This is a genomic window from Variovorax sp. GW821-FHT09A10, assembly GCF_059418385.1.
The window spans coordinates 509,855-534,599 of the sequence record NZ_JBWKPT010000002.1 but is presented as its reverse complement, the minus strand read 5'-3'; the positions used below and the strand labels follow the sequence as shown (position 1 = coordinate 534,599).

General features: G+C 69.0%; 24 protein-coding genes. 15 read left to right on the top strand and 9 right to left on the bottom strand.

Annotated features, from left to right (window positions below; all coding sequences use genetic code 11):
• Positions 1-19 precede the first annotated feature (19 nt).
• Positions 20-631 carry a pyridoxamine 5'-phosphate oxidase family protein gene (locus AC07Q9_RS09280; protein WP_495308919.1) on the bottom strand — a complete coding sequence of 204 codons (612 nt, stop codon included), beginning with the start codon at positions 629-631 and terminating at the stop codon, positions 20-22.
• On the bottom strand, positions 628-1,803 hold the full coding sequence (locus AC07Q9_RS09275) for an MFS transporter (RefSeq protein ID WP_495308917.1): 1,176 nt from the start codon (positions 1,801-1,803) through the stop codon (positions 628-630). Before AC07Q9_RS09275 ends, AC07Q9_RS09280 begins: the two co-directional genes overlap by 4 nt.
• 78 nt (positions 1,804-1,881) lie before the next feature.
• Between AC07Q9_RS09275 and AC07Q9_RS09270 the strand changes: the two genes are divergently transcribed.
• Together AC07Q9_RS09270 and AC07Q9_RS09265 are read left to right on the top strand one after the other, a co-directional pair.
• Complete coding sequence (locus AC07Q9_RS09270; protein WP_495308915.1) at positions 1,882-2,763, top strand: LysR substrate-binding domain-containing protein; 882 nt, start codon at positions 1,882-1,884, stop codon at positions 2,761-2,763.
• Between the two features lie 78 nt (positions 2,764-2,841).
• Positions 2,842-4,062, top strand: a complete 1,221-nt coding sequence (locus AC07Q9_RS09265; RefSeq protein WP_495308914.1) for an MFS transporter — start codon at positions 2,842-2,844, stop codon at positions 4,060-4,062.
• A 10-nt stretch (positions 4,063-4,072) separates the two neighbouring features.
• On the opposite strand, the gene AC07Q9_RS09260 is transcribed toward AC07Q9_RS09265, so the two are convergent.
• Positions 4,073-4,630 carry a methylated-DNA--[protein]-cysteine S-methyltransferase gene (locus AC07Q9_RS09260; RefSeq protein ID WP_159276978.1) on the bottom strand — a complete coding sequence of 186 codons (558 nt, stop codon included), beginning with the start codon at positions 4,628-4,630 and terminating at the stop codon, positions 4,073-4,075.
• Between the two features lie 252 nt (positions 4,631-4,882).
• Between AC07Q9_RS09260 and AC07Q9_RS09255 the strand changes: the two genes are divergently transcribed.
• From AC07Q9_RS09255 to AC07Q9_RS09230, 6 genes are read left to right on the top strand one after another with little or no spacing between them, the layout of a single operon-like run.
• A complete protein-coding gene (locus AC07Q9_RS09255; RefSeq protein ID WP_495308913.1) occupies positions 4,883-5,488 on the top strand; it encodes a GspH/FimT family pseudopilin in 606 nt (201 codons plus the stop codon).
• On the top strand, positions 5,485-6,090 hold the full coding sequence (gene pilV, locus AC07Q9_RS09250) for a type IV pilus modification protein PilV (protein WP_495308911.1): 606 nt from the start codon (positions 5,485-5,487) through the stop codon (positions 6,088-6,090). The genes AC07Q9_RS09255 and pilV overlap by 4 nt, the downstream gene beginning before the upstream one ends.
• Positions 6,087-7,094 carry a PilW family protein gene (locus AC07Q9_RS09245; RefSeq protein ID WP_495308909.1) on the top strand — a complete coding sequence of 336 codons (1,008 nt, stop codon included), beginning with the start codon at positions 6,087-6,089 and terminating at the stop codon, positions 7,092-7,094. Before pilV ends, AC07Q9_RS09245 begins: the two co-directional genes overlap by 4 nt.
• A 2-nt stretch (positions 7,095-7,096) precedes the next feature.
• Entirely contained in the window at positions 7,097-7,702 is a 606-nt protein-coding gene (locus AC07Q9_RS09240) for a PilX N-terminal domain-containing pilus assembly protein (RefSeq protein WP_489056788.1), read from the top strand.
• Between the two features lie 20 nt (positions 7,703-7,722).
• The gene (locus AC07Q9_RS09235) at positions 7,723-8,211 is read left to right on the top strand and encodes a type IV pilin protein (RefSeq protein WP_495308907.1); all 489 of its coding nucleotides are present in this window, start codon (positions 7,723-7,725) and stop codon (positions 8,209-8,211) included.
• Positions 8,212-8,261: 50 nt separating this feature from the next.
• The gene (locus AC07Q9_RS09230) at positions 8,262-9,263 is read left to right on the top strand and encodes a hypothetical protein (protein WP_495308905.1); all 1,002 of its coding nucleotides are present in this window, start codon (positions 8,262-8,264) and stop codon (positions 9,261-9,263) included.
• A 634-nt stretch (positions 9,264-9,897) separates the two neighbouring features.
• Here the strand turns inward: AC07Q9_RS09230 and AC07Q9_RS09225 are convergent.
• Positions 9,898-10,077 (bottom strand): hypothetical protein, encoded by a 180-nt coding sequence (locus AC07Q9_RS09225; RefSeq protein ID WP_495308904.1) that lies wholly within the window; start codon positions 10,075-10,077, stop codon positions 9,898-9,900.
• Positions 10,078-10,280: 203 nt separating this feature from the next.
• Here AC07Q9_RS09225 and AC07Q9_RS09220 point away from each other — a divergent pair, with 203 nt between their 5' ends.
• The gene (locus tag AC07Q9_RS09220) at positions 10,281-12,026 is read left to right on the top strand and encodes a pilus assembly protein (RefSeq protein ID WP_495308901.1); all 1,746 of its coding nucleotides are present in this window, start codon (positions 10,281-10,283) and stop codon (positions 12,024-12,026) included.
• 27 nt (positions 12,027-12,053) lie between these two features.
• Here the strand turns inward: AC07Q9_RS09220 and AC07Q9_RS09215 are convergent, their stop codons facing one another.
• Positions 12,054-15,110: an FAD-binding and (Fe-S)-binding domain-containing protein gene (locus AC07Q9_RS09215; protein WP_495308899.1), complete on the bottom strand. Its 3,057-nt coding sequence runs from the start codon at positions 15,108-15,110 to the stop codon at positions 12,054-12,056.
• A gap of 9 nt (positions 15,111-15,119) precedes the next feature.
• The gene (locus AC07Q9_RS09210) at positions 15,120-15,833 is read right to left on the bottom strand and encodes a GntR family transcriptional regulator (protein WP_095745311.1); all 714 of its coding nucleotides are present in this window, start codon (positions 15,831-15,833) and stop codon (positions 15,120-15,122) included.
• Positions 15,834-15,954: 121 nt separating this feature from the next.
• Between AC07Q9_RS09210 and AC07Q9_RS09205 the strand changes: the two genes are divergently transcribed.
• The 3 genes from AC07Q9_RS09205 to AC07Q9_RS09195 all read left to right on the top strand — a co-directional run bounded on the left by AC07Q9_RS09205 (position 15,955) and on the right by AC07Q9_RS09195 (position 19,375).
• Positions 15,955-17,199, top strand: a complete 1,245-nt coding sequence (locus tag AC07Q9_RS09205) for a pyridoxal-phosphate-dependent aminotransferase family protein (protein WP_495308897.1) — start codon at positions 15,955-15,957, stop codon at positions 17,197-17,199.
• 130 nt (positions 17,200-17,329) lie between these two features.
• Positions 17,330-18,307 carry a Bug family tripartite tricarboxylate transporter substrate binding protein gene (locus tag AC07Q9_RS09200; protein WP_070060655.1) on the top strand — a complete coding sequence of 326 codons (978 nt, stop codon included), beginning with the start codon at positions 17,330-17,332 and terminating at the stop codon, positions 18,305-18,307.
• A 303-nt stretch (positions 18,308-18,610) separates the two neighbouring features.
• Positions 18,611-19,375: a fumarylacetoacetate hydrolase family protein gene (locus tag AC07Q9_RS09195; RefSeq protein WP_495308894.1), complete on the top strand. Its 765-nt coding sequence runs from the start codon at positions 18,611-18,613 to the stop codon at positions 19,373-19,375.
• Here AC07Q9_RS09195 and AC07Q9_RS09190 read toward each other — a convergent pair.
• Positions 19,324-20,286: a LysR family transcriptional regulator gene (locus AC07Q9_RS09190; RefSeq protein ID WP_095948546.1), complete on the bottom strand. Its 963-nt coding sequence runs from the start codon at positions 20,284-20,286 to the stop codon at positions 19,324-19,326. The genes AC07Q9_RS09195 and AC07Q9_RS09190 overlap by 52 nt on opposite strands.
• A gap of 90 nt (positions 20,287-20,376) precedes the next feature.
• On the opposite strand from AC07Q9_RS09190, the gene AC07Q9_RS09185 reads away from it, so the two are divergent.
• Complete coding sequence (locus AC07Q9_RS09185; RefSeq protein ID WP_495308891.1) at positions 20,377-21,573, top strand: MFS transporter; 1,197 nt, start codon at positions 20,377-20,379, stop codon at positions 21,571-21,573.
• Here the strand turns inward: AC07Q9_RS09185 and AC07Q9_RS09180 are convergent.
• The gene (locus tag AC07Q9_RS09180) at positions 21,537-22,376 is read right to left on the bottom strand and encodes a dienelactone hydrolase family protein (RefSeq protein WP_495308888.1); all 840 of its coding nucleotides are present in this window, start codon (positions 22,374-22,376) and stop codon (positions 21,537-21,539) included. The genes AC07Q9_RS09185 and AC07Q9_RS09180 overlap by 37 nt on opposite strands.
• Positions 22,377-22,532: 156 nt before the next feature.
• Between AC07Q9_RS09180 and AC07Q9_RS09175 the strand changes: the two genes are divergently transcribed.
• Positions 22,533-23,513 carry a GlxA family transcriptional regulator gene (locus tag AC07Q9_RS09175; RefSeq protein ID WP_495308886.1) on the top strand — a complete coding sequence of 327 codons (981 nt, stop codon included), beginning with the start codon at positions 22,533-22,535 and terminating at the stop codon, positions 23,511-23,513.
• A gap of 27 nt (positions 23,514-23,540) precedes the next feature.
• On the top strand, positions 23,541-24,068 hold the full coding sequence (locus tag AC07Q9_RS09170) for a GNAT family N-acetyltransferase (RefSeq protein ID WP_495308883.1): 528 nt from the start codon (positions 23,541-23,543) through the stop codon (positions 24,066-24,068).
• On the opposite strand, the gene AC07Q9_RS09165 is transcribed toward AC07Q9_RS09170, so the two are convergent.
• Positions 24,069-24,710, bottom strand: coding sequence for an ABC transporter ATP-binding protein (locus AC07Q9_RS09165; RefSeq protein WP_495308881.1), 642 nt, complete (start codon positions 24,708-24,710; stop codon positions 24,069-24,071).
• Positions 24,711-24,745: the final 35 nt, after the last annotated feature.

Sequence of the window (24,745 nt, the reverse complement as noted above, 5' to 3'; positions counted from 1 at the left end):
GGGCGGTACGCCGCGCGGTTCAGTACAGCGTCGACCGTTGCCGCGCGGGCAGTTCGCGATCGTAGGTGGCGCCGTCGAAGGCCGCATCGGTCAGCGCCGAAAGGATGGCGCCCGGCGTCGGCACGGTGCGCGGCGCGTCTTCCGGCACAGGCGCCCAGAGCTTCGAGCGCTGGATCGCGCGGGCGCACTGGAAGAACACGGTCTCGACGCTGATCTCGATCACGCACTGCGGCGCACGCCCTTCCACCGCGAAGCGCGCCAGCAGCTCGGGCGCCACACTGATGCGTGCGCGCCCGTTCACGCGCAGCGTCTCGCCCACGCCCGGAATCAGGAACAGCAAGGCCACGCGTGGGTCGGCCACGATGTTGCGCAGGCTGTCGATGCGGTTGTTGCCGCGCCGCTCGGGCAGCAGCAACGTCCTTTCGTCCTGCACCGCGACGAAGCCCGGGGCGTCGCCGCGCGGCGAGGCGTCGAGCCCGCCGGGGCCGGTGGTCGCGAGCACCGCGAACGGCGATGCGGCGATCAGCGCCTGGTAGCTCGGGTGCAGGTACGGCACTTCCTTCTTGAGCGAAGCCTCGCCCGGCTGGCCGAACAGGGCTTCGAGTTGGGCGACGGTGTCGATGGTGGTCATGGGGTGATGTTCTCCTGGATCGGGGTGGGTGGCGATGCGCGCCGGACACAGGCCAGCGCCGCCACCGCCAGCAACAGCGCGGCGCTGCCGTAGATCCACGGCGGCGAGGCAACGGGCAGCAGCACGCCGGCCAGCAAGGGCCCGGCGCCCGCGCCGATGTCGCGCCAGACCGCGCGGGCCGCGAGCGCCCGCACACGCTCCAGCCCGGGCGTGCGACGCGCCACGATGGGTGGCAACAGCGGCAGCTGCAGCGCACGCAGCACCACGATCAGCGCCGCGCAGCTCCACAGCCAGCCCAGGCCGAAGCCCACGAGCGCGAGCGACGTCACCAGCGACAGGCTCACGAGCAGGCGCTCGGCGCCGAAGTGCTCCGCCATGCGCCCACCCACCGGTCCGAGGAAGATTTCCGCGAGGTAGCGCAGCGCCATCAACACGCCGGCCACGATCACCGCGCCGCCGGGCAGCAGGTCCTTGCCGAGGTACGACAGACCCACGATGAACAGGCCGTCGAGGGCGAGCCCTTCCATGAAGGACCAGCCGTCCAGCGCGTTCGGCCGCTGGAAGCGCCGTGTCGGCGCAGCACTGTGGTGCGGCTTCGACGGCAGCCGCCGGGTGACGAACAGCGCGAGCAACGACACCACCGCCAGCACGCCGAAGATCGCGCGCGGCCCCACCGTGTACGCCAGCAGCGCACCGAGCGGCAGCGCCAGCACCGGCCCGGTCGCGATGAAGGCGCGCGAACGCCCGCTGCGCCGCGCGGCACCGAGCGGGTCGGCCGTGGCCAGGGCCTGCGTCGACAAATTGAGCGCCGCGAAGCACAGGCCCCAGGTCAACCGCAGCGGCAGCAGCGCCCAGAACCCCGAGAGCGTGGCGTAGCCCAGCCCGCAGCAGGCGGCGGCCACTACGGCCAGCGTGCAGCTCGCCCGGTCGCCGTGGCGCGCATAGAAACGCGCCACCCAGCCGTAGCCCGCGATGCGCACCAGCCGGTTGGCCGCCAGCAACAGGCCGACCTCGGCCAGCGAGACGCCGAACTGCGACGCGTACATGGGCAACAGCAGATACAGCACCACGTCGGCCGGCAGCGACAGGCCGAGCGCCATCGCGGCGTGGCGGGAATCCAGGTCGGTGGAACGGACGGGAACGGTGGGAGAAAGCGGTGGTGCGGCGGACATCGAGCCCGTATCGTGCCCGCTCGCGCTGCCCGGCGACAAACGACATTCCCGCGCGGCATGCGTGAGAAAATCGCACGCATGCCGCTTCGCGAACCGCCCCTCCATGCCGTGCGTGCCTTCGTGGCGGCGGCCCGCCACCTGAGCTTCACCCGTGCCGCGGTCGAGCTGCACGTGACGCACAGTGCGGTGAGCCGACAGATCAAGAGCCTCGAAGCCTGCCTGGGCGTGGCGCTGTTCGAGCGCCGCATCCGGCAGGTCACGCTGACGCCCGAGGGCCAGCAGTTCTTCGCGGAGACCGAACCCGCGCTCGCGCAGATCCACGCGGCGGCCCGCGCGCTGCAACTGCAGGGCCCGGCGCGCGCGGTACGCATCAACGTGCGGCCGTCGTTCGCCGTGCGCTGGCTCATCCCCCGGCTGCCATCGTTCGTGGAACGCCATCCCGATATCGAGCCGCAGGTCGTCACCAGCACCGTCATGCCCGAGCAGGCCACGGACAGCTTCGACATCGCCGTGCGCCGCGGCCTCGAGGGCTGGCCGTCGTCGATCCAGGTGCGGCCTTTCCTCGAAGACGAAGTGCTGGTGGTCGGCGCGCCCGCGCTGTTCAAGACGCAGCCGCTGCCCGACCTGCGCGCCCTCGCCTCGCATGTGCTGCTGTCGGCGCGCACGCGCAAGGACGATTGGGACGACTGGAAGAAGCAGGTCGGCGCACCGCGCGCACGGCCGGCCGGTCGGCTGCAGTTCGATCATCTGCACTTCGTGCTGCAGGCCGCGGTCGACGGGCTGGGCCTCGCGCTGGCGCCGACCTCGCTGGTGGCGCACGACCTGGCGTCGGGCCGGCTGCAGTCGCCGTTGCCTGGGTTGCGGATGACGCTGGAGCGCTACTACTACGGCCTCGCGCCCGATGCGGCCCCCGAGGCGGTGTGCGTGGCCGAGTGGTTCGAACAGATGAACGCGGGCTGAGGCTTCCACGTCCGTAAACGGCCAGCGGCAGACGGGCGCGGCCCCGAGGATGCGGTCTTTCTCTTCGTGCCACGCCCCATGCCCTCGCCTCTTCCCCGTTCCTTCTCCCACCTCGCCTGGGCCAATCTGGCGGCGCAGTCCGCCGAACAGCTGAGCCTCGCGGCCGTGCCGCTGGTGGCCGTGCTCGCGCTCGGCGCCGGGCCGGGCGAGATCGGCTTCCTGGCGGCGGTGCAGACGCTGCCCTTCCTGCTGGTCTCGCTGCCGATGGGCCTGCTCGCGGACCGCATGTCGCGCCGTCGCCTGATGGTGTGGGCGGAAGGCCTGCGCGCGGTGTCACTGCTGGCCTTGCTCGGCATGGTGCTGTCGTCGACGCTGGGCATCGGCGGGCTGGCCGTGCTCGGGTTCCTCGGCGCGGTCGGCACGGTGGGCTTCAGCGTTGCGGCGCCCGCGCTGGTGCCGGCCCTCGTGCCGCGCGACGCGCTGGCGCGCGCCAACGGGCGGCTGGAGCTGGCGCGCAGTGCCGCCTTCACGGCCGGGCCTGCGCTCGCGGGCGCGCTGGTCGCGTGGGCCGGCGCGTCGTCGGCCTTCGTGCTGGCGGCGGTGCTGTCGGTGGCGGCCGTGGGCCTGCTGCTGCGCCTGAACGAGGCGCCCCGCCCCGCGGCCCCGTCGCGCCATCCGCTGCGCGACGTGCACGATGGCGCACGCTTCGTCTGGCAGCACGCTTTCTTGCGGCCGATGCTGATGACCGGCGCGGTCTTCAACATCTCGTGGTTCGTGCTGCAGGCGGGCTATGTGCCCTATGCCGTGCGCGTGCTGGGCCTCGGCGCACAGGCCGTGGGCTTCACCCTCGCGATGTACGGCGCGGGCATGGTGGTCGGCGCGCTGCTGACCTCGCACGTGACGGCGCGCCTGCCGTTCGGCCGCGCGATCCAGGTCGGGCCGGCGGTGGCGGTGGCCGCCGCCGCGACGATGGCGGCCACGCTCGTCGTGCCGACCGCCTCGCTGGCCGCGCTCTCGTTCTTCCTGTTCGGCGCGGGGCCGATGGTCTGGGTCATCACCTCGACCACGCTGCGCCAGAGCGTGACGGCCTCGGCGATGCTGGGCCGCGTGTCGGCGGTGTTCCTCACGGTGAACGCGGGGGCGCGCCCCGTGGGCGCGGCGCTCGGCGGCCTGGTCGGCGCCTTGTGGGGAGAGCCGGCCTGCCTGCTGCTGGCGCTCGCGGGCTTCGCGTTGCAGGCCGCGATCATCTTCGGTTCGCGCATCGCAAGGCTGCAGCAGTTGCCGGTGCCGGCGGCCTGAACCTTCAAGCTCAGAACAGCGAGCGCGTTCCGCTGGGCGTGGCGCCTTCGATGTCGAGCATGCGCAGCTTGGTCAACGCGCCGCCGCCCGCCGAGAAGCCGCCAGGCTTGTTGCCCGCGGCCAGCACGCGGTGGCACGGCACGACCGGCGCGAAGGGGTTGTGGCCCATGGCCTGACCGACCGCGCGCGACAAGCCCTTGTCGCCGAGCTCTTCCGCCACCTCGCCGTAGGTGCGCGTCTGCCCCGGCGGAATGCGCCGCGCGATCGCATAGACGCGCTGATGGAACTCGGACACGCCGCGCATGTCGAGCTCGATGTCGCACAGGTCGTCGGTCGCGCCTTCGAGCAGCGCCTGCACGCCCGCGATGGCGTGCTGCGCGCGCGGCGACGGCGGGGCTTCTTCCAGATCAGGAAAGCGCCGATGCATGCGCGCACGCGTCGCGGCCTCGCCCCGCTCTTCGGGCAGCTGCACGCCGACCAGCCCCTGCGGCCCCCAGGCCAGCGCGCACACGCCGATGGCGGTCGGGAACAAGGCAAAGCCGGAATCGGAAGGGGATGCGGCAGTCATCGGGGCATTGTGATTCAAGGTTGAAAAACGACGCGCGGACACGGGGGCGAAGCCCACTTCCGCAGAAGAGAAAAAGTACCGGCCGAATACCCCGAAATACCAGACTTTCACTCGGCGCTTCGAGGCATTTCCGCTCATCCTTTCGAACGCACCGAACGTCGGCAAGCCGTTGTCGGACATGTGCATCGCCCCCTAGTCTCGCGCCCAGAAGTTGTCGGCTGAAATTCCAAAACAACAGGGAGAGACATGCACATGAGGCCACGCGATTCTTCGCGGCCCGCGCGGCTGCGCGACCAGCGCGGACTGACCGCCATCGAGCTGATGGTCACGCTCGCCATCCTCGCGATCCTGATCGGGCTGGCGGCCCCGTCGATGTCGCGCTTCGTCGTGCAATGGCGCCTTGCCAATGCCGTGAACGCCCTGACCGGTTCGCTGCGCATCGCGCGCACCGAGGCCATCGCCCGCGCAAGACCCGTCATCGTCTGCCAACTAGCGCCGGGCACCGACACCGCGTGCGAAAGCGGCGCGGGCGCCAAGGAGCTTGCCGGCGGATGGATCGTGTTCGTCAACCACGACCGCGACGCCGCCTCCGTCTACGCCGAGGCAAAGGGCGACGAGCTGCTGCTGCGCCAGGACGCGCTGCCGGGCATCGCGAGCATCGCGCTCGCGAACGCGGGGCGCTTCGTCTTCCTGCCCAACGGACTGATGCGGTCGAACGCCAACGGCATCACCTTTGATGCGATGGGATTCGACAAGGCCAACCCACCCTCGTGGGCGCGCAAGTCGCTGTGCATCAGCAAGCTCGGCCGCATCCGGTACCTGACGGATGCCGCCGATTGTTCGGACAACGAAGAATGAAGTGCCCCACCCAGCGCGGCGCCACCCTCATCGAGGTGCTGGTCGCCATCGTCATCCTGGCCATCGGCCTGTTCGGCATGGCGGGGCTCACGTCGGCGGCCCTCAAGTACAACCAGTTCTCGCGCATGCGCGCCACCGGCCTGAGCCTGGTGAACGACTACGCGGAGCGTGCCCGCGCCAACCTCGCGGGCTTTGCCGGCTACGCCCACACCAAGGCCTACAACGCCAGTGCGCGCGCGGCGGCCTCCAAAGACCCCACCTCGCCGCGCGGCGCCTGCCTCGTCGACACAAGCAACCCCGCCAGCCCGGTCAACACCTGCGGCGCAGCCATCGCCACGTATGACCAGTCGCAGTGGCTCACCAACGTTGCAAACCGACTGCCGGGCGGCACGGCCTACGTCAGCACGGAGCTGCCCGACGTTGCATCGGGCGTGAACGGCCTGCCCGCCACGCGCGTGTTGAACATCTGGCTGATCTGGAGCGCCATCGAGGAAGGCGCCGGCTTCGGACGGAAGGAGCAATTGCAGCAACCCTGCCCCGCCGGCGCCAACATTGCGACCGGCGCTTCGGTGAACTGCATGTACTTCCGAATCACGCTATGAGCACCGCCCCCATGGTTCCTGGCCGCATGCGCCATCCGGCCCGCGGCTTCACGCTGATCGAACTGATGGTCGCGTTGACGATCGGGCTGGTGATCCTGGCCGCGGCCCTGTCTGTCTTCGCGACCTCCAGCCGCAGCAGCCAGCTGTCGGAGCTCGAGACGCAATTGAACGAGGACGGCATCCTCGCGCTCAACCTGGTCCAGCAGCAGCTCAAGCAGGCCGGCTATTCGCAGCAGCGCATCCCGAGCGGCGGCGCCACGGTGATGGGCAACTACGCCGGCCCTGCCGTGCGCGGCTGCGACGGCGGATTCACCGATGCCGGAGCCGCCTTCGACAAGCTCTCGTGCACCAAGGGCGACGGCAGCGACGCCATCGCCATCCGCTACGAAGCCACCACCGACAACACCATGCCCCAGCTCACCGACCCGACGCTGGCGACGAACTGCCTGGGCAACGCCATCAACCCCTTGACGCCTTCGCAGGTGGCGCCGCCCCCCACGCCGGCCCCCGGCATGCCGCTGCCGGCTGCCTACGCGCTGGCCGACAACCGCTACCTGGTGACCGGCGCGGGCACGGCCCCCATGCTGTCCTGCCGCGGCATGGAGAAGCGCAACACCGGCAACGCCATCGGGTTGCCGCAGCCGCTGCTCGCCAATGTCGAACACGTGCAGGTTCTTTACGGCGTGGCCAGCCGCCCCAGTGCGGAACTCGCGGCCACCTACGACCCGCTGCGCCACCAGATCGTCGACTACCTCGATGCCACCCATGTCGACGACCTGCCCGTCACCGGCACGCTGTCCGACAACACCGAAGACCGTTGGGGCCGCGTGCTGAGCGTGCGCGTGTGCCTGCTCATGCGCAGCGAACGGCCCGTGCGCGACGTGCCCGAAGGCGGCATGGCCTACAAGCAGTGCGACAACACCGACGAGACCGGCACCGACGGCTACCTGCGCAGGACCTACACCACCACCGTCCTGCTGCGCAACCGGGTGATCGCACCATGAACATGAGCGCTTCTCGTTCTTCTGTCCGCCGCACCGGCGCCAGCCCGCGCGAGCGCGGCGTGGTGCTGGTCGTCACGCTGGTCCTGGTCGTGATCCTGTCGCTGCTGGGGACCTTCGCGATTCGCAATGCCACGCAGAGCGAACGCAGCGTGAACGGCATCCGTTCGACCGAGGTCGCGCGCGAGGCCGCCGAGACCGCGCTGCGCTTCTGCGAGCAGGTGGCCATCTTCGACGGCGACGGCAAGGACTACACCGAGTACGCCTCCACCGGCATGCGCGCCAAGATCGTCGCGACTCCCATCGGCTCGGAGTTCGACCCCACGGCCCAATGGCGCGACAGCATCAGTTGGACGGATGCAAAGGCCATCAAGGTCCCGCCCGCCTTCTTCAAAAAGAAGCCCAGCGGCACCGAGGTCGACCCCGCACAACTGGAGATCGCTCCGCGCTGCCTCATCCAGAAGATCGAAACCAGCGCCACGCCCAAGCTCACCGGCTACCTGATCACCGCCCGGGGCTTCGCCAACAACGCCAGGTTCGACGGCACGACCGGAAAAGCCACCCAGGGCGCCGAGGCCTGGCTGCAGTCCGTGCTGACACGCGACAAATGACCTCCTGCCCCTTCATCGCCATGACACGCTCACCTATTTTTTCCTCACGCTTGCACCGCGGCTTCACGCTGATCGAAGTCATGGTCGTCGTCGCGATCGTTGCCATCCTCGCGGCCATCGCGCTGCCGAACTACCAGGAGTACGTGCGCCGTTCCAAGCGCGTCGAAGCCCAGGGCGTCCTGATGGAGGCCGCGCAGTTCATGCAGCGCTACTACTCGGCCAACGACCGCTACACCGCCGCCGCGGGCGACAGCGCCCAGGAATCCGAGCAGAAGAAAGGCGCCAGGAGCCTGCTGCCCGAAGGGCTGCAGCAGTCGCCGCGGTCCGGCGGTGCGAACTACACGATCGCCGTCTTCGCGCAAGACACCCCGCCCCGCTACACGCTCAAGGCCACCCGCACCGGCAGCATGAGCGGCGACCGCTGCGGCACGCTGACCTTGAGCAGCCTGGGCGTGAAAGACATGGATGACGAAACCACGGGGCTGTCGGCAGCGGACTGCTGGAAATGAATCTCACACGCCCCATGAAGTCCCCACTTTCAACCGCCGGGAAGAACCGCATGACCGCCACTCCCCCCCTTCTTGCACCCGAGGCCGCACGCGCGCTGCGAACCTTCATCGGTTTAACTGCTGCATGGGGCGTCGCACTCCTGCCCATCGGCGACGTGCATGCCGCGACAACGCCGAGCCAGAGCCCGCTGTACAACGCCGTGCCGGGTGCCAAGCCCAACCTGATGGTGGTGCTGGACAACTCCGGATCGATGGACTACGAATATCCGGAAGGCTATTCGGTCGGGGACGACTGCAAGGATGGCAGCAGCAGTGATGGCGGTGGTGGCAGGAACGGTGGCAGGGGTGACAACAAGAACTGCGACAGCAGCAAGTTCGGCTGGTACGCCATGCGATCGAGTGACATCAATACGCAGTACTACAACCCCGCCACCACCTATTTGGCCAGAGTGAATTCAGCCGGCACGCCGAAAAGCAATCCGACCTATTTCGTGGGCAACCAGCTATCGGACAACAACAGGCCGGATCACGACGCGGGAGCAACCGCCGACTCCAGGAAGTTCTCCTACGTTCAATGCAAGAACAATGATTGTTCCGTTGCCTCGAACAGGTCTGTGACCACCATCAGCCCTCCGTCCACCATGGACGTTCCGCTGCCCGGCGGGCACAAGCGAACCGACTGCGGGCCGAGCGCCACCAAGTGCACAACCGAACAAGAACGCCAGAACATCGCGAACTGGTATGAGTGGTACCGCTCCCGCACGCTGGCGGTCAGCACGGCCCTGGGCCTGGCGATGCAAAGCTACGACAACAAGTTCAGGGTGGGCTACGTCCAGTACAACAACAACGGAGACGATGCGCTGGGCATCGTGAGTGGCGTCAACTACTTCAGGGACGAAGCGGCTGCGAACGGAAAGAAGTGGAAGACCAACTTCTACGACTGGATCTACGGCATCAACCCCAAGGGAGGAACGCCAAGCCACAACGCCCTGGTGCTCGCAGCCAACTACTACGCCGGCAGCGCAACGAAGTCCATCACCTCCTCCCCCTGAGCAGCCCCTGGAAGAACGACCCCAACGACCTGAAGAGCGGCGAGCTGAGTTGCCGGCGCGCCTACAGCATCGTGCTGTCCGACGGCGCCTGGAACGCGAAGACTGCGCAAGGCATCGACACGCGCTACACCGCCAGCAGCGCAAGCATCAACTTCGACGGCAAGCCGTCTGCAAGTGCCACCGCATTCAGCTACGACCCGAAGGGTGCGCCCGGCTACGACAGCACGGATGCGATCAAGAAGCTGAACGCCAGAAACACGTACATCCCCTACGGCGACGGCGTCACCAGCAGCAACGGGTTTGCCGACCTCACGGCCCGCTACTTCTGGCATACGGATTTTTCCAAGACGCTCCCCAACGACGTTCCCCCCATGGGCGGCCAGCACAACCCCACGTTCTGGCAGAACATGACCACCTTCACCATCGGCTGGGGCCTGACGCCTTCGGGCGACGCAGGCTGGACCGGAGGACTGACCTGGGCGCAGATCGAGAGCTACAACAACGATTGGCTCGCCGGCAACACGGCGAAGAAACCCAACTGGCCCACCGGCGACCTGAACGACGGCAACAAGACAAGCGACGCACAGCGCGTGGACGACTTCATCCACGCCGGCTTCACCGGCGGCGGCCGTGCCTACAGCGTGTACTCGGGCGACGACGTGCGTCGGGCGCTCGACAACGCACTGAGCAGCATGGTCGGGTCCGGCAACGACGCAGGCGTGGCCGTGTCGGGCAACAGCAACGAGTTCCAGACGCTGCAAGGCCAGTACAAGTACACGACCGAGTACCAGACCGCGGACAACAGCGGCGACATCAAGGCCTTCGAACTGAATGCCGACGGCGACTACAACGCGGTCGACAAGGCCGGCAAGCCGATCCCGGCCTGGTCCGCCAATGCCAGGATGCCGGCCGCCGACAAGCGAACGATCTTCGCGTTGTCGAACTACGATCCCACGACGCCCGCCACGGCCCTGCGCATGGCACTGACCTACGGCACGAGACTGGAAAAACTGCCAGATGATTTCCGGGCCTTGCTCAATGCCGACAAGCAACAGGCCACCGACGAGAGCTTTGTCCGCTACCTGCTGGGCAGCGACCCGCAGAAGGACGCCGACGGCACGGTCTACCGGCTGCGCAAGCAGCCCATCGGCGCCTCGGTCAACTCGCCGCCGGTGTTCGTGGGCGGGCGTTTCGACATGGGCTACGGCCCCTCCCACCATCTTTGCCGCCACCAACAACGGCAAGGTCCATGTGCTGAACGCCGCCAGGAACAACACAGGGGGCATCGAGCTGGCCGCCTTCATGCCCAAGGGTGCCATGGCGTCGCAGATCGATCTGGCCAATCCGAATTTCCGCTTCCGCTACACGCTCGATGGCCCGCTGGTCGAGCAGGACGTGTACGACAAGAACGGCCTGACCCCGGCGGGTGGCAAGAACACGTGGCGCCAGGTGGTGCTGGGCACCGGCGGGCGCGCGGGCCCGTTCATGTACGGCCTGGAATCGCCTTTGGGTGCCACCGGCCGCACACCCACCCAGAACCACTTTCTCTGGGAGGTGAACAACAAGCACAAGGACTATGCCGACCTCGCCCACGTGACCAACAACCCCGCCGCGGGGCAGCTGGACGACGGCAGCTGGGTCATGCTGACGGGCAGCGGCCACTACCCCGAAACCGGCAGGCATGTCGGTCTGTACGTGGTGGAGGCGCTGACTGGCAAGCTCAAGAAATTCATCGGGCTCCCGACGGAATTTGGCAACGCCGCCACCGGCGGCAACCGCGGCCTGGGCGGCGTGGTCGCGGTGCGGGACACCACCCGCCGCATCGTCGCCGCCTACGCCGGCGACGCGAACGGCAACCTGTGGCGTTTCGACCTGCGCAGCGCAAAGCTCGGGACTTCCGCCAAGGGCCAGTTGCTGTTCACCACGCCGGGCGGCAAGACGCAGCCGATCTACGCCGCACCGGCGTGGCAGGTCCACCCCGGCGACGGCAGCACCTGCACGTACAACGCCTCCACGCAGTGCGGCGCCATCGTGGTCGTGGGCACAGGCATCCTGCTCGACGAGGAAGACCTCGCGACGCCCGCCAGGAAACAGGCCATTTACGGCATCTGGGACCCGACGCCCATCGGCGGCGACGCCAAGGCCGACGCCCGCAAGGTCGAACTCGCCGACCTCGTGGAGCAAACCATCGACAAGGCCTCGGCAAAAGCCGGCCTGCTCGCCGAGCGCGACAAGAACTTCTACCAGGTCAGCAGCAACGCCGTGGACTGGAAAACCAGGAAGGGATGGCTGCTGAACCTCGGCGTGATCCCCTACCCCGGCGCCATGGAGAACGGCGAGCGCGTGGTGGGCGACCTGAGCAACCTGGGCAGCAGCGTGATCGTCACGTCCTTCCTGCCCGAGGACAAGAACCTGGGCATCGAGTCCTGCACGGCCACCGGCAGCCTGCCGAACAACACCTACGTGCTGGACGCGCTGACGGGCAAGAACAAGTACTCGTTCGACGTCGATGGCAACGGCAGCTTCGACTTCTATTCGATCGTCTCGAACCCTGCCGGCGGGTTCACGCGCGGCAACGTGACCTCGCGCAACATGGTCGGCCAACCCAACGAAGGCCGCCCCGACGGCAAGCCCGAAGTCAATTGCACCAATGAAACGGGCTTCCTGACCGGCGTGGGCGACACGCAGAAAATCGGCGACGGCTGCGGGGCGTCCCGCACCTGGCGCCGCAGCTGGCGCCAGGTGGTCTCGCCACCCTTCTGAGTTCCGAAAGGGAAAACCGCAGCCCCCTCAGAGCATCATGTGCCGCGCCAGCAGCACCGCCACATGCACCGCCTCGCGCTGCGCGCCATCGCCGATCTGGTGCCGGCAGCTCGTGCCGTCCGCCACCACGATCGCATCGGGCCGGGCACGGATGGCGGGCAGCAGGCTCGCCTCGGCCATCTGCATCGACACCTCGAAGTGGCTGGCCTCGTAGCCGAAGCTGCCGGCCATGCCGCAGCATGAGCTCTCGATCAGCTCGGGCTCGGCGCCCGGAATCAGCTTCAGCACGTCCATGATCGGGCTCACCGCGCCGAAGGCCTTCTGGTGGCAGTGGCCGTGCAGCAGGATGGGCGCGGTGGCCGGCTTCAGCGCGAGTTCGAAGCGGCCGGCCTTGCGTTCGCGGGCGATGAACTCCTCGAACAGCAGTGCCTGCTTCGCGACGACCTGCGCCTTGTCGCCGAAGCCCATCACCAGCGTTTCGTCGCGCAGCGTGAGCAGGCACGAGGGCTCGAGACCGACGATGGGAACACCGGCCTGCGCCAGCGGCAGCAGCGCGTCGATCAGCGCCCCGGCGCGCACCTTGGCCTCGTCCACCATGCCACTGGCCAGGAAGGTCCGGCCGCAGCAGTGGTGCCCGCCGCCCTTCTCCACCGTGTGCAACGCATAGCCCGCGGCGTGCAGCACGCGCGCCGCCGCAAAGACGTTCTCGCTTTCGAAGGTGCCGTTGAAGGTGTCGACGAACAGCACGGCGACCTTCTCGCCGCGCGCTGCGGCAGCCAGCACCGAGGCCTGATCGGAAAACAGGCCGGCCGCCACCGCGTCCTTCGCACGCCAGAAGGTGTCGGTGCGCCACTCGGGCAATGAGCGCTTCGCCGAAAGGCCGAGCATCTTCTCGCCCAGCCATGCCGCGCCCGGCACGCGGTTGCGCAGGTTCAGCAGCCACGGCATGCGGCTGGCGCGGTGCGCGTAGTCGGGCATGTAGGCGACCAGCTTGTCCTTCAGCGTGTGGCCGTGGCGCTTCTTGTAGTGGTCGAGAAACTCGATCTTCATCTTCGCCATGTCGACGCCCGTCGGGCAGTCGCGCTTGCAGCCCTTGCAGCCCACGCACAGGTCCATGGTCTCGTGCATGGCCTCGCTGGTGAAGGCGTCGGCGCCGAGCTGGCCCGACAGCGCCAGGCGCAGCGTGTTGGCGCGCCCGCGCGTCAGGTGCTGCTCGTCGCGCGTCACGCGGTAGCTGGGGCACATGGTGCCGGCGTCGAACTTGCGGCAGTGGCCGTTGTTGTTGCACATCTCCACGGCCTTGGCGAGGCCGCCGGTGCTGTCGCCGCCGGTGCCGGGTGCGGTGGTCGCCTCGGTCACGGGGTCGGCATTGACGTTCCAGGCCGACCAGTCGAGCACCGGCTTGAGTTCGATGCGGCGGTAGGGCCTTGGCGCCGTCGGCGGCGCAAAGCGGAACAGCGCGCCGTCGTCCATGCGCGGCGGGTCGATGATCTTGCCGGGGTTGAACAGCCCGATCGGGTCGAGCTGCTGCTTGATCGCGCGAAAGGCCTCGTTGATCGCCGGCCCGAACTGCCATTCGATCCACTCGCCGCGGCACAGGCCGTCGCCGTGCTCGCCGCTGAAGGCACCCTTGTATTTGCGCACGAGCGCGCTGGCCTCTTCCGCGATGGCACGCATCTTGGCCGCGCCGTCGGCGCGCATGTCGAGAATGGGCCGCACATGCAGCGTGCCGACCGAGGCGTGCGCGTACCAGGTGCCGCGGCTGCCGTACTTGGCGAACACCTCGGTCAGCGCGTCGGTGTATTCGGCCAGGTGCTCCAGCGGCACGGCGCAGTCCTCGATGAAGCTCACGGGTTTGCCGTCGCCCTTGAGGCTCATCATGATGTTGAGGCCGGCCTTGCGCACCTCCCACAGGTTCTTCTGGCGGCCGTCGTCGGGCATCTCGACCACGCTGCCGGGCAGGCCCAGGTCGCCCATCAGCTCGACCAGCCGCTTCAGCTGCGGCAGCAACGCGGCCTTGTCGGCACCCGAGAACTCGACCAGCAGGATGGCGGCGGGCTTGCCGATCAGCGCCGTTTCCACGGTCGGCTTGAACGCGGGGTTGGCCAGGCTCAGCTCGATCATCGTGCGGTCGACCAGCTCCACCGCCGTCGGCCCGAGCTTCACGATGTGCTGCGCCGCGTCCATGGCCGCATGGAAGGTCGGAAAGTTCACGATGCCCAGCACCTTGGCGCGCGGCAGCGGTGCCAGCTTGAGCTTCAGGCTGCGCGTGTAGGCCAGCGTGCCTTCGGCGCCGATGAGCAGGTGCGCGAGGTTCACGCTGCCGTCGGCCGTGTACGGCTTCTCGCTCTGGTTGTCGAAGATGTCGAGGTTGTAGCCCGCCACGCGGCGCATCACCTTGGGCCAGTGCTGCGCCATGGCCTCGCGGTGCTCTTGCGCCAGTCCGTGCACGAACTGCGCGATGCCCGCCGCGCGTGCGCCCAGCGTGCCCAGCGGCCCGAACTCGACCAGTTCGCCGCTCGACAGCCACGCGCTCGCGCCCAGCACGTTGTGCACCATGTTGCCGTAGGCGATGGAGCGCGAGCCGCAGGAGTTGTTGCCCGCCATGCCGCCCAGCGTGGCCTGCGCGCTGGTCGACACGTCGACCGGGTACCAGAGCCCGTGCGGCCTCAGCTGCGCGTTCAGGTGGTCGAGCACCAGGCCCGGTTCGACCGTCGCGGTGCCCTCTTCCACGTTCACCTCGAGCACCTTGCGAAAGTGCTTGCTGTTGTCGATCACCAGTGCCGCGCCCGTGGTCTGGCCGCACTGGCTGGTGCCGCCGCCGCGTGCCAGCACCGGCACCTTCAGGTCGCGCGCGATGTCGATGGCGGTGGCAATGTCGCGCTCGTTCGTGGGCACGAAGGCGCCCACCGGCGTGATCTGGTAGATCGACGCGTCGGTGGCGTAGCGCCCGCGCGAGCCGTCGTCGAACAGCACCTCGCCCTGCGTGTCGGTGCGCAGCCGGCGCGCCAGCAGTTCGCAGGTGTCGTTGGGCGGAAGAACGGTTCCGGCTGGCTGCATGTGGCTGGCGGGGTCGATGCGCATGGTGGGGTGTCAGCTCGCTTTGTTGGTGGTGCTCTTGCTCTTGGCTTGCGGATAGATCTGCCCGGCGCGCAGCAGCTCCAGCACGGTGTCGCGCTTGCGCAGCACGTGCGCCGTGAGCACCTTGCGCATGGCCTGCGCGTCGCGCGCGGCCAGCGCCTGCACCATCTGCTCGTGCTCCTCGACCGCGTGCTTCCACTTGGTCTCGTCCTGGTTGGTGCGAAAGCGCAGCGACTGCACGCGGGCGTTGATCGAGCGGTAGGTGTTCGACAGCACCGGGTTCGCCGCCGCGTCGTTGATGGCCGTGTGGATGCGCGCGTTCAGGCGGTAGTAGCCCGACAGGTCGCGCCGTGCGAAGCAGGCCATCATTTCGTAGTGCAGCGCGCGCACCTCGGCCAGTTCCTCGTCGGTGATGCGCTTGGCCGCCAGCTCGCCCGACATGCCCTCGAGCATCGCCAGCACCTCGAAGGTGTTGAGCACGTCGGCCTCGGTGAGCTTCACCGCCACCGCGCCGCGGTTGGGCAGCAGGTCGACCAGCCCTTCGGCCGCCAGCAGCTTGATGGCCTCGCGCAGTGGCGTGCGCGACACGTTCAGCTGCAGGCACAGCTCGCGTTCATTGAGCTTGGCGCCGGGCGCGATGCGCCCCTCCACCAGCATGGTGCGCAGGCGCGCCACCACCTGGTCATGCAAGGCCAGCCTGGAGATTTCGATGATTTCAGCGGTCATATGGGGTTCCCTTGTCTGCATTTTGAATGCAAAAAATAGCCGATACAACCAAGGCTGATAGGTATAAACCAGCATGCATAAATGCATTTTGAATGCAAAACTGAGCGCACAAGGAGAGCCCATGCTGCAACTCGACATCCACCCCACCGGCCGTCACTTCCTCCAGATTCCCGGCCCCAGCCCGGTCCCCGACCGCATCCTGCGGGCCATGAGCCTGCCCACCATCGACCACCGCGGGCCCGAGTTCGGCACGCTGGGCCTGAAGGTGCTCGGCGGCATCAAGCAGATCTTCAAGACAAAGCACCCGGTCGCGATCTACCCCGCGTCGGGCACCGGTGCATGGGAAGCTGCGCTCGCCAACACACTCAGCCCCGGCGACCACGTGCTCATGTACGAGACCGGCCACTTCGCGTCGCTGTGGCAGAAGATGGCCACGCGCCTGGGCCTGTCGACCGCGTTCCTGGCCTACACCGGCACCGACGCCCACCTGCCGAATGCGCCCAGTTGGCGCCGCGGCGTGCAGGCCGAGCTCATCGAGGCGCGCCTGCGCAAGGACACCGAGAAGAAGATCAAGGCCGTGTGCGTGGTGCACAACGAAACCTCCACCGGCGTCACCTCCGACATCGCCTCGGTGCGCAAGGCCATCGACGCCGCAGGCCACCCCGCGCTGCTCATGGTCGACAGCATCTCGGGCCTGGCCAGCGCCGACTACCGCCATGACGAATGGGGTGTCGACGTCTGCGTGAGCGGCTCGCAGAAGGGCCTGATGCTGCCGCCCGGCATCAGCTTCAACGCCCTCTCGCCGCGCGCCCTCGAAACGGCCAAGCACGCGAAGTTGCCCAAGGCCTTCTGGGCCTGGGACGAGATCGTCGAGATGAACAAGGACGGCTACTGGCCCTACACGCCCAACACCAACCTGCTGTACGGCCTCTCGGAATCGCTGGACATGATCCTCGGCGAAGGCCTGGACAACGTGTTCGCGCGCCACCAGCGCTGGGCCGCCGGCGTGCGCGCGGCGGTCAACACCTGGGGCCTGCCGATCCAGTGCGCCGACCCGTCCGTGTACTCGCCCGTGCTCACCGGCGTGATCACGCCCGAGGGCGTCGATGCCGACGCCGTGCGCCGCCTGATCCACCAGCGCTTCGACCTCTCGCTGGGCACGGGCCTGGGCAAGCTCAAGGGCCGCATGTTCCGCATGGGCCACCTGGGCGACAGCAACGACCTCACGCTCGTGGCCATGGTCGCGGGTGTCGAGATGGGCATGAAGCTCAGCGGCATCAAGCTCGCGGGCAGCGGCGTGCAGGCGGCCATGGACTACTTCGCGAGCCACCAGGCCGCGCCGGTCGGCCTGCAAAAAGCAGCCTGACCCCGGCGCACGCCAACCCACACGGGCCGCAGCGCATCGCTCGAACGATGCGGCGGTCCACCACCCTGCCGGGCCCGCGCAAGCGGCTCCCGGCACGCATCGGATTCCCCAACCGACGGAGACAAAGAAGATGCAAAGACGTTCCCTGATCCAGGCCGCCGCCGGCGCGGCCGCCACGCTGGGCGTGCCCCGGCTGTTCGCGCAGGAGTGGCCCACGGGCCCGGTGCGCATCGTGGTGGGCTTTCCACCCGGCGGCGGCACCGACGCGCTCGCGCGCGTGGTCGCGCAGAAACTCACGACGATGTGGGGCCAGCAGGTCATCGTCGAGAACAAGGCCGGCGTCGCCGGCGTGCTCGCGGCCGACTACGTGGCGCAGCAGCCCAGCGACGGCAGCACCCTGCTCATGGCCCACATCAACAGCCACGCGCTCGCACCCAGCCTGCAGCCCAAGCTGCGCTACAACGTCGAGCGCGACTTCGTGCCGATCGTGCTCGTGGGTGTCACGCCCAACCTGCTCATCGCCAACCCGGGCCAGAAGGCCCTCAGCGTGAAAGACATCGTCGCCGCCTGCAAGGCCGCGCCCGGCACCGTGAGCTTCGGCTCCGCCGGCGCGGGCTCGGCCCAGCACCTGGCGCTGGAGATGTTCAAGCTGCAGGGCGGCGTCGATGCGCTGCATGTGCCCTACAAGGGCAGCGGCCCGCTGCTGGCGGACCTGATGGGCGGGCAGATCCAGTACAGCTTCGAGACCATGACCGCCGCCACGCCGCACGTGAAGAACGGCCGCGTGCTGGCCGTCGCGCAGACGCGCACCAAGCGCGCCAAGGGCCATCCGAACGTGCCGACGATGCAGGAGCAAGGCTTTGCCGGTTTCGAGGCCACCACCTGGTACGGCCTGGCGGGCCCCGGCAAGCTGCCCCCGGCCATCGCACAGAAAGTGAACCGCGACGTCAACACCGTACTCGCGATGCCCGATGTGCAGGAACGGCTCGACACCTACGGCGCGGAAGACGGCGGCGGTTCGCAGGACAAGTTCAAGCAGTTCATCAGCACCGAGATCGCCAAGTGGGCGAAGGTGGTGAAGGACGGCAAGGTGCAGGTCGAGACTTGATTTTCTTGCGCTCTGGTTCGGGGCACGATCACGCCGACGGGGCACCTTGCTCCGCGAATGTCCTCCGCGCTTCGCCCTCCCCCTTGATTTCGCTGCGCAAGGCACCCCGCCAGCGTGATCGTTGTCAGCAGCGGTCGTTGATCGGCGTGCACCCGCAGCGTGCCCTCGTGCGCAGGGCACTGGGTGCTCCCCGCAGCGAAATCAAGGAGGAGCCGAAGGCGGGGGACATTCGCGGAGGGGAGTACCCGGTGTCCTGTGCACGGGCCCCGAACGCCCTCCAAGAGAAACTGAGAAGATTCAAGAATGACGCCCGACCAAAAAGCCCTCACCGAAGCCCTCATCGCCGCACGCCAGGCCAACCGCACGCTCGACGCGACCCCGTGGACCGACGCCCTGCCAGACGCACCTCAAGCGTATGAAGTGCAAGACGCGGTAGCCGCAGCCCTCGGCTGGTTCGACGGTGTCCCGAAGACCTGGAAGTCCGGCGGCGGCTCCCGCAGCGCCACGCTCACACACGCCCCGCTGCCCCCGCACGGCGTGCGCCAAAGCCCGGCCAACTTCAGCGACCTCACGTTCCACACCCCCGGCATCGAGGCAGAAATTGCATTGAGACTCGGCCAGGACGTCACCCCCGCCCAAGCCGCCGCACTCGACCACGAGAACTCGGCAGCCCTCATCGACGCCATGGCCGTCTCCGTCGAAATCGTCGATGCCCGCTGGCAGGACCTGGCCGCCACGCCCGCCCTGCTGCGCCTGGCCGATTCGCAGGTGCACGGCGCACTCGTGCTCGGCGAGTGGCAACCGTACGCCGCCGTCGACTGGGCCTCGCAGCGCTGCGAAACGAAGATCGGCGACGCAGAAACGGTGGTGCGCGAAGGCACGCATCCGCTGGCCGATCCGGCGTGGCTGCTGCCGATCTGGCTGCGCCACCTCACGCGCCACGGCCAGACCGTGCCCGCCGGCACCGTCGTCACCACCGGCTCGTGGGTCGGCGTGCTGCCCTGCCGCCGCGGTGATCAGGTGACAGCCGAGTTTCCCGGCATCGGCGCCGTGCGCTTGAGCGTGTAACGCCCGCCGCCCACGCCCGAACACGCCACCAGGAAGTCGAGCACCGCCCGCACCCGCGCGGGCAGCGTGCCGGCCTTGCCGATGTACACCGCGTGGATCGGCTCGATCTCGCCCGGGTTGAACTCCTCGAGCAGCGGCACCAGCCGGCCGGCATCGATGTCGTGCTGGATGTGATACAGCGACAAGCGCGCCACACCCGCCCCCGCAATCGCCAGTTGCCGCAGCGTCTCGCCATCGCCCGCGCGCACCGGCCCCGCCACCGGCAGCATCACCATGCGGCCGTCGACACGCAACGGCCAGTCGGGCGTGTTGCGCCGGTAGCTCCAGCCCAGCCGGTTGTGCGCCTCCAGCTCCTGCGGCGTGCGCGGCGTGCCGTATTTCGCCAGGTAGTCCGGCGCGGCCACGATGGCCTGGCTCGTTTCGCCCAGGCGCCGCGCCACCAGGTCGGACGACGGCAATTGGCCCCAGCGGATCGCAATGTCGGCGCGCTCGTCCATCAGGTCGACGATGCGGTCGGTCAGCGCAATGTCGAGCGTGATCTGCGGATGCATCTCGAGCAGGCGCGGCACCAGCGGCACCAGCTTGTGGTGCCCGAAGGAAACACTCGCGTTGATGCTCACCCGCCCGCGCGGCGCCGCACCGGCCGCGGCGCAACGCTCGGCCTCGTCCATGTCGGCCAGCACGCGCGTGCTGCGCTCGTAGAAATGCAGCCCCTCGGGCGTGAGCTGCAGCTTGCGCGTGGAGCGGTGCACCAGCTGGATGCCCAGGCGCAGCTCGAGCCGCGCCACCAGCTTGCTGACGGCCGAGGGCGTCATGTCCAGCAGCCGCGCCGCCGCCGAGAAGCCGCCCGCCTCCACCACCTGCACGAAGGCCTCCATTTCGCCGGAGCGGTTGACGTCGATGCGGGGCATGGGCTTCCTTGTCTGTGACTTGAATTCACAAGTGCATGTACTGGCGGCATTCTAGTCATCGAGGCCGATCGTCCGCACAGTACAGGCATCATGCCCATCGCTCTTCTTGCCCTCACCGCCGGTGCCTTCGGAATAGGCACCACCGAATTCGTCATCATGGGCCTGCTCCTGCAGGTGTCGACGGATCTGCACGTCTCCATCACGGCCGCCGGCCTGCTGATCTCGGGCTACGCGCTCGGCGTCGCGGTCGGCGCGCCCGTGCTCACCATCGCCACCCGCAAGCTGCCGCGCAAGACCGTCCTGCTCGCGCTGATGGCGATCTTCACGCTCGGCAACCTCGCCTGTGCGCTCGCGCCCAACTACGAAATGCTGATGGCCGCGCGCGTCATCACCTCGCTGGCGCACGGCACCTTCTTCGGCGTCGGCTCGGTGGTGGCCACCGGCCTCGTGGCGCCCGAGCGCCGCGCCTCGGCCATCGCGATCATGTTCACCGGCCTTACCGCCGCCACACTGCTGGGCGTGCCGGCCGGCGCCTGGCTGGGCCTGCAGCTGGGCTGGCGCTCGACCTTCTGGGCCGTGACGCTGATCGGCGTGCTGGCCTTCGTGGTGCTCGCGGCCTTCGTGCCCCGCATGAAGGGCGAGGCCAAGCCGGCTCCGCTGCGCGAAGAGATCGCCGTGCTCGCTCGCCCGCAGGTGCTGCTGGGCCTGGCGATGACGGTGCTCGGATTTGCCGGCGTGTTCGTGGTCTACACCTACATCCAGCCGCTGCTGACGCAGGTCACCGGCCTGTCGGAATCGGCCGTGTCGCCGGTCCTGCTGGTGTTCGGCGGCGGCCTGGCCGTCGGCAACATCCTGGGCGGCAAGCTGGCCGACCGCGCACCGATGGCCGCCGTGCTCGGCACGCTGGTGGCGCTGGCCGTGGTGCTCGGCGCGATGCAGTTCACCATCGGCACGCCGTTCACCGCCGTGGTGTTCGTCGGCCTGCTCGGCGTGGCCTCGTTCGCCACCGTGGCGCCGATGCAGCTGCGCGTGCTCGAGAAGGCCTCGGGCGCGGGCCAGAACCTCGCCTCGAGCCTGAACATCGCGGCCTTCAACCTCGGCAACGCGCTAGGTGCCTGGGTCGGCGGCGTGACCATCGACCACGGCCCGGGGCTGCGCGCCCTGGGCTGGGTGGCCGCGCTGCTCACGCTCGTGGGCCTGGCGATCGCGCTGTGGAGCCGCGCGCTCGACCGTCGCGCACAGAAGACCGGTCAGCTGCCGGCCGACAGCGCCTCGGCACGGGCCTGATCCTGCACCCCCAGGCGGCACGCGAAGAACGAAAGGATCTCGTCGCGCGCCGCAATCGTCGGCTGGCCGGCCTCGTCGATCAGGTGCGCCGTGACCACGCTGTGCGGGCTCGCGACCACCTGCGAGAAGAACGACGGCAGGTCGCGCGTGTTGGCCGCGCTGTCGGGCAGCACGCGGGCCACGAAGCGATCGCCCAGCGCGTCGGCATACGCCGCAAAGCGCTGGGCCCGGCAGAAGCGGTCGCCCTCGAAGCGGTAGGCCATCACGGTCAGGTCCTCGCGCTCCAGGCGCCGGCGCACCTGGGCGATTTCTTCCTGCGAGATCTCGATGCCGCCGGGGTTGTCCAGCGGCAGCGACGGCTGCGACAGCACCGGCGCCAGCACGGCAGGCTCCAGCATCATGGTGAGCGCGAAGTTGCCGGTGAAGCACATGCCGATCGCGCCCACGCCCGGCCCGCCGCATTCCGCATGCGCCAGCCGCGCGAGCGCGCGCAGCCACTGCGTCACCGGGCTCGAGGCGTTGCCCGCGAAGGCGCGGAACTCGGCGCTCACGCAGGCGCGCTGGAACACGGCCTTGCCCTCTTCCGCATCCGGCACCGCGCCGTCGCGGCCGAACATCGACGGCATGTAGACCGTGAAGCCGGCGTCGCGCACCCAGCGGGCGAAACGCGCCACGTGCGGGCTGATGCCGGGCATCTCGGTCATCACGATCACGGCCGGGCCGGTGCCGGCCACGTAGACCGCCTTGGTGGCGCCGTCGAGCGTGATCTCGCGACGGGTGAAATCGTCGAGCGGGTCGGTCATGGCAAGGCCTCCCGGGCGTGCAGGTGGGCGCCGTGAGGAGCAAGGGCAAGGATGTGGGACACGAAGGCACTTTCGATGTTGCGACGATGCCCATTGCACCCGAGCACGCACTAGACTGCCAGTGTCCATTCAGACGCCTATCGGGCGTTTTCTGCCATGCACGACTTCACCGTTCTCGTTCTTCCGGGCAGCTTCGCCACCAGCACCGCCGTCACGCTCGACGTGCTGGCGGCCGCCGCCACGCTCGCACCGCGCCACCAGATGCCCCGCCCCACCTGGCGCGTGGTGTCGCCCGATGGCGGCAGCGTGCCGCTGAGCAACGGCCTGCAGATCGACACCCTCGCCATGCCCCGCCGCGCGCGCGCCGACGGCTCGGCGTGGATCGTGCCCGGCCTCGGCGTCGACAAGCCGGCCGACCTCGCGCTGCGCCTGACCGACGACCACGCCCGCGCCGCCATCGACGCCGTGCGGCGCCATGCCGCGCGCGGCGGTGCAGTCGCGGCCTCGTGCTCGGCCGTGTTCCTGCTGCAGGCAGCCGGCCTGCTGGCGCAGCGCCGCGTCACCACGTCGTGGTGGCTGGCGCCCGAGCTGCGCCGGCTCGAACCGGCCTGCCATGTCGATGCCGACCGCATGGTCTGCGCCGACGGGCCGGTGAGCACCGCGGGCGCGGCCTTTGCGCAGTCGGACCTCATGCTGCACCTGCTGCGCACGCGCTTCGGCCCCGCGCTGGCCGAGGCGGTGAGCAAGGTGCTGCTGATCGACGGCCGCCAGGCGCAGGCCCCGTTCGTCGTGCCCTCGATGCTGTCCAACGGCAACGAGTTGGTCGCGCGCCTCACGCGGCGCATCGAGGCCGCGCTGCCCACGCCGCCCAGCGTGGCCGCGCTGGCCGAGGAGTTCGCGATGTCGCAGCGCACGCTGGCCCGCCGCGTGCGCGCCGCCACCGGCCTGGGGGCACTGGCGCTGGTTCAGAGCGTGCGGCTGAACCGCGCGCGCCTGCTCATCGAGAGCAGCCGCATGACCATCGAGCAGGTCGCGGCGCAGGTCGGCTACGAAGACGCCACGGCGCTGCGGCGGCTGATGCGCAAGTCGGCCGGTGCGCCGCCGAGCCGGTTCCGGTCGGCGCTGCAGGCGGTGTGAGGCGTTTGCCGCAGAATGCGCCGCACCATGAACCGTCCGCCTGTCACCCTCCGCCCCGCCACCGCAGCCGACGCGCACACCCTTGCCGCGCTCGCGATCCAGGTCTGGCTCGACACCTACGCCACCGACGGGGTGAACGATGTGCTCGGGCGCTACGTGCTCTCGACCTTCACGCCGGCCGCGTTCGCTGCGTGGTCGCAGTCGCCCCAGGTCGCGCTGCGCGTGGCGCAGGTCGGCGACCAGCTCGTGGGCTATGCGCTGCTGCAGTTCGACGCCGCGCAGCCGCTGGTGCCGGGCTGCGACACCGAGCTGCGCACGCTCTATGTGCAGTCACCCTTCCAGCGCAGCGGTGTCGGGTCGATGCTGCTGCGCGAAGCCCGCGACGCCGCCCACGCACACACGGGCAGCGACGGCCTGTGGCTCGCGGTGTACGCGAAGAACCCGCGTGCGGTCGCGTTCTACGAAAAGCAAGGCTTGGTCGCGATGGGGCTCACGCAGTTCATGCTCGGCGGCAAGCCGCACGACAACCACGTGATGGCGACGCCGGGCCGCTGATCAGCCCAGCGGCAACTCGATGCAGGCGGCCAGCGGCACTTCCGTGACGCGCTCGCTGCTCGCCACGACCACGGCCCGCCCCGGCTGCGCCATGCGCCGTTCGATCGCCTGCCACAGGCCGTGGATCGAACGCGCGTCGAGCGCACCCACCGGGTCGTCCAGCAGCACCACGGGCCGTCCCGACGCGAGCGCGGCGGCCAGTCCGACCTTGCGGCGCGAGCCGGTCGACAGCATGAACATCTGCTTTTCGAGGTGCGGCGTGAGCGAGAAGGCCTCGACAAGGCGCAGCCACTCGGCCTTGTCGAACCCCGCGTCGCCCTCGCCCAGCAAGGCCGTGCAGGCCTGCACGCCGAGCTGATCGAAGGCTTCCGACGCCGGCTCGCAGAAGAAGACCTGGCGCCGGTAGGCCTCGCGCTCGGCGTCGAGCGCCACGCCGGCCGCGCGCAGTTGCCCGGCCGATGCGGGCTGCTGCCCCGCCAGCACGCGCAGCAAGGTCGACTTGCCGCTGCCGGTGTCGCCGTACAGCAGCGTGACGCCCTCGCCGATAGAGGCGGACCAGCGGTCGGCCAGCGCGGGCTGGTCGGGGTACGCGAAGCGCAGGTTCTGGATCTCGAGGAGAGAGGGAGCTATGGAAAGCCTCATGCGGAATTTGTATCTGTAACGCTAGACTGAACGCC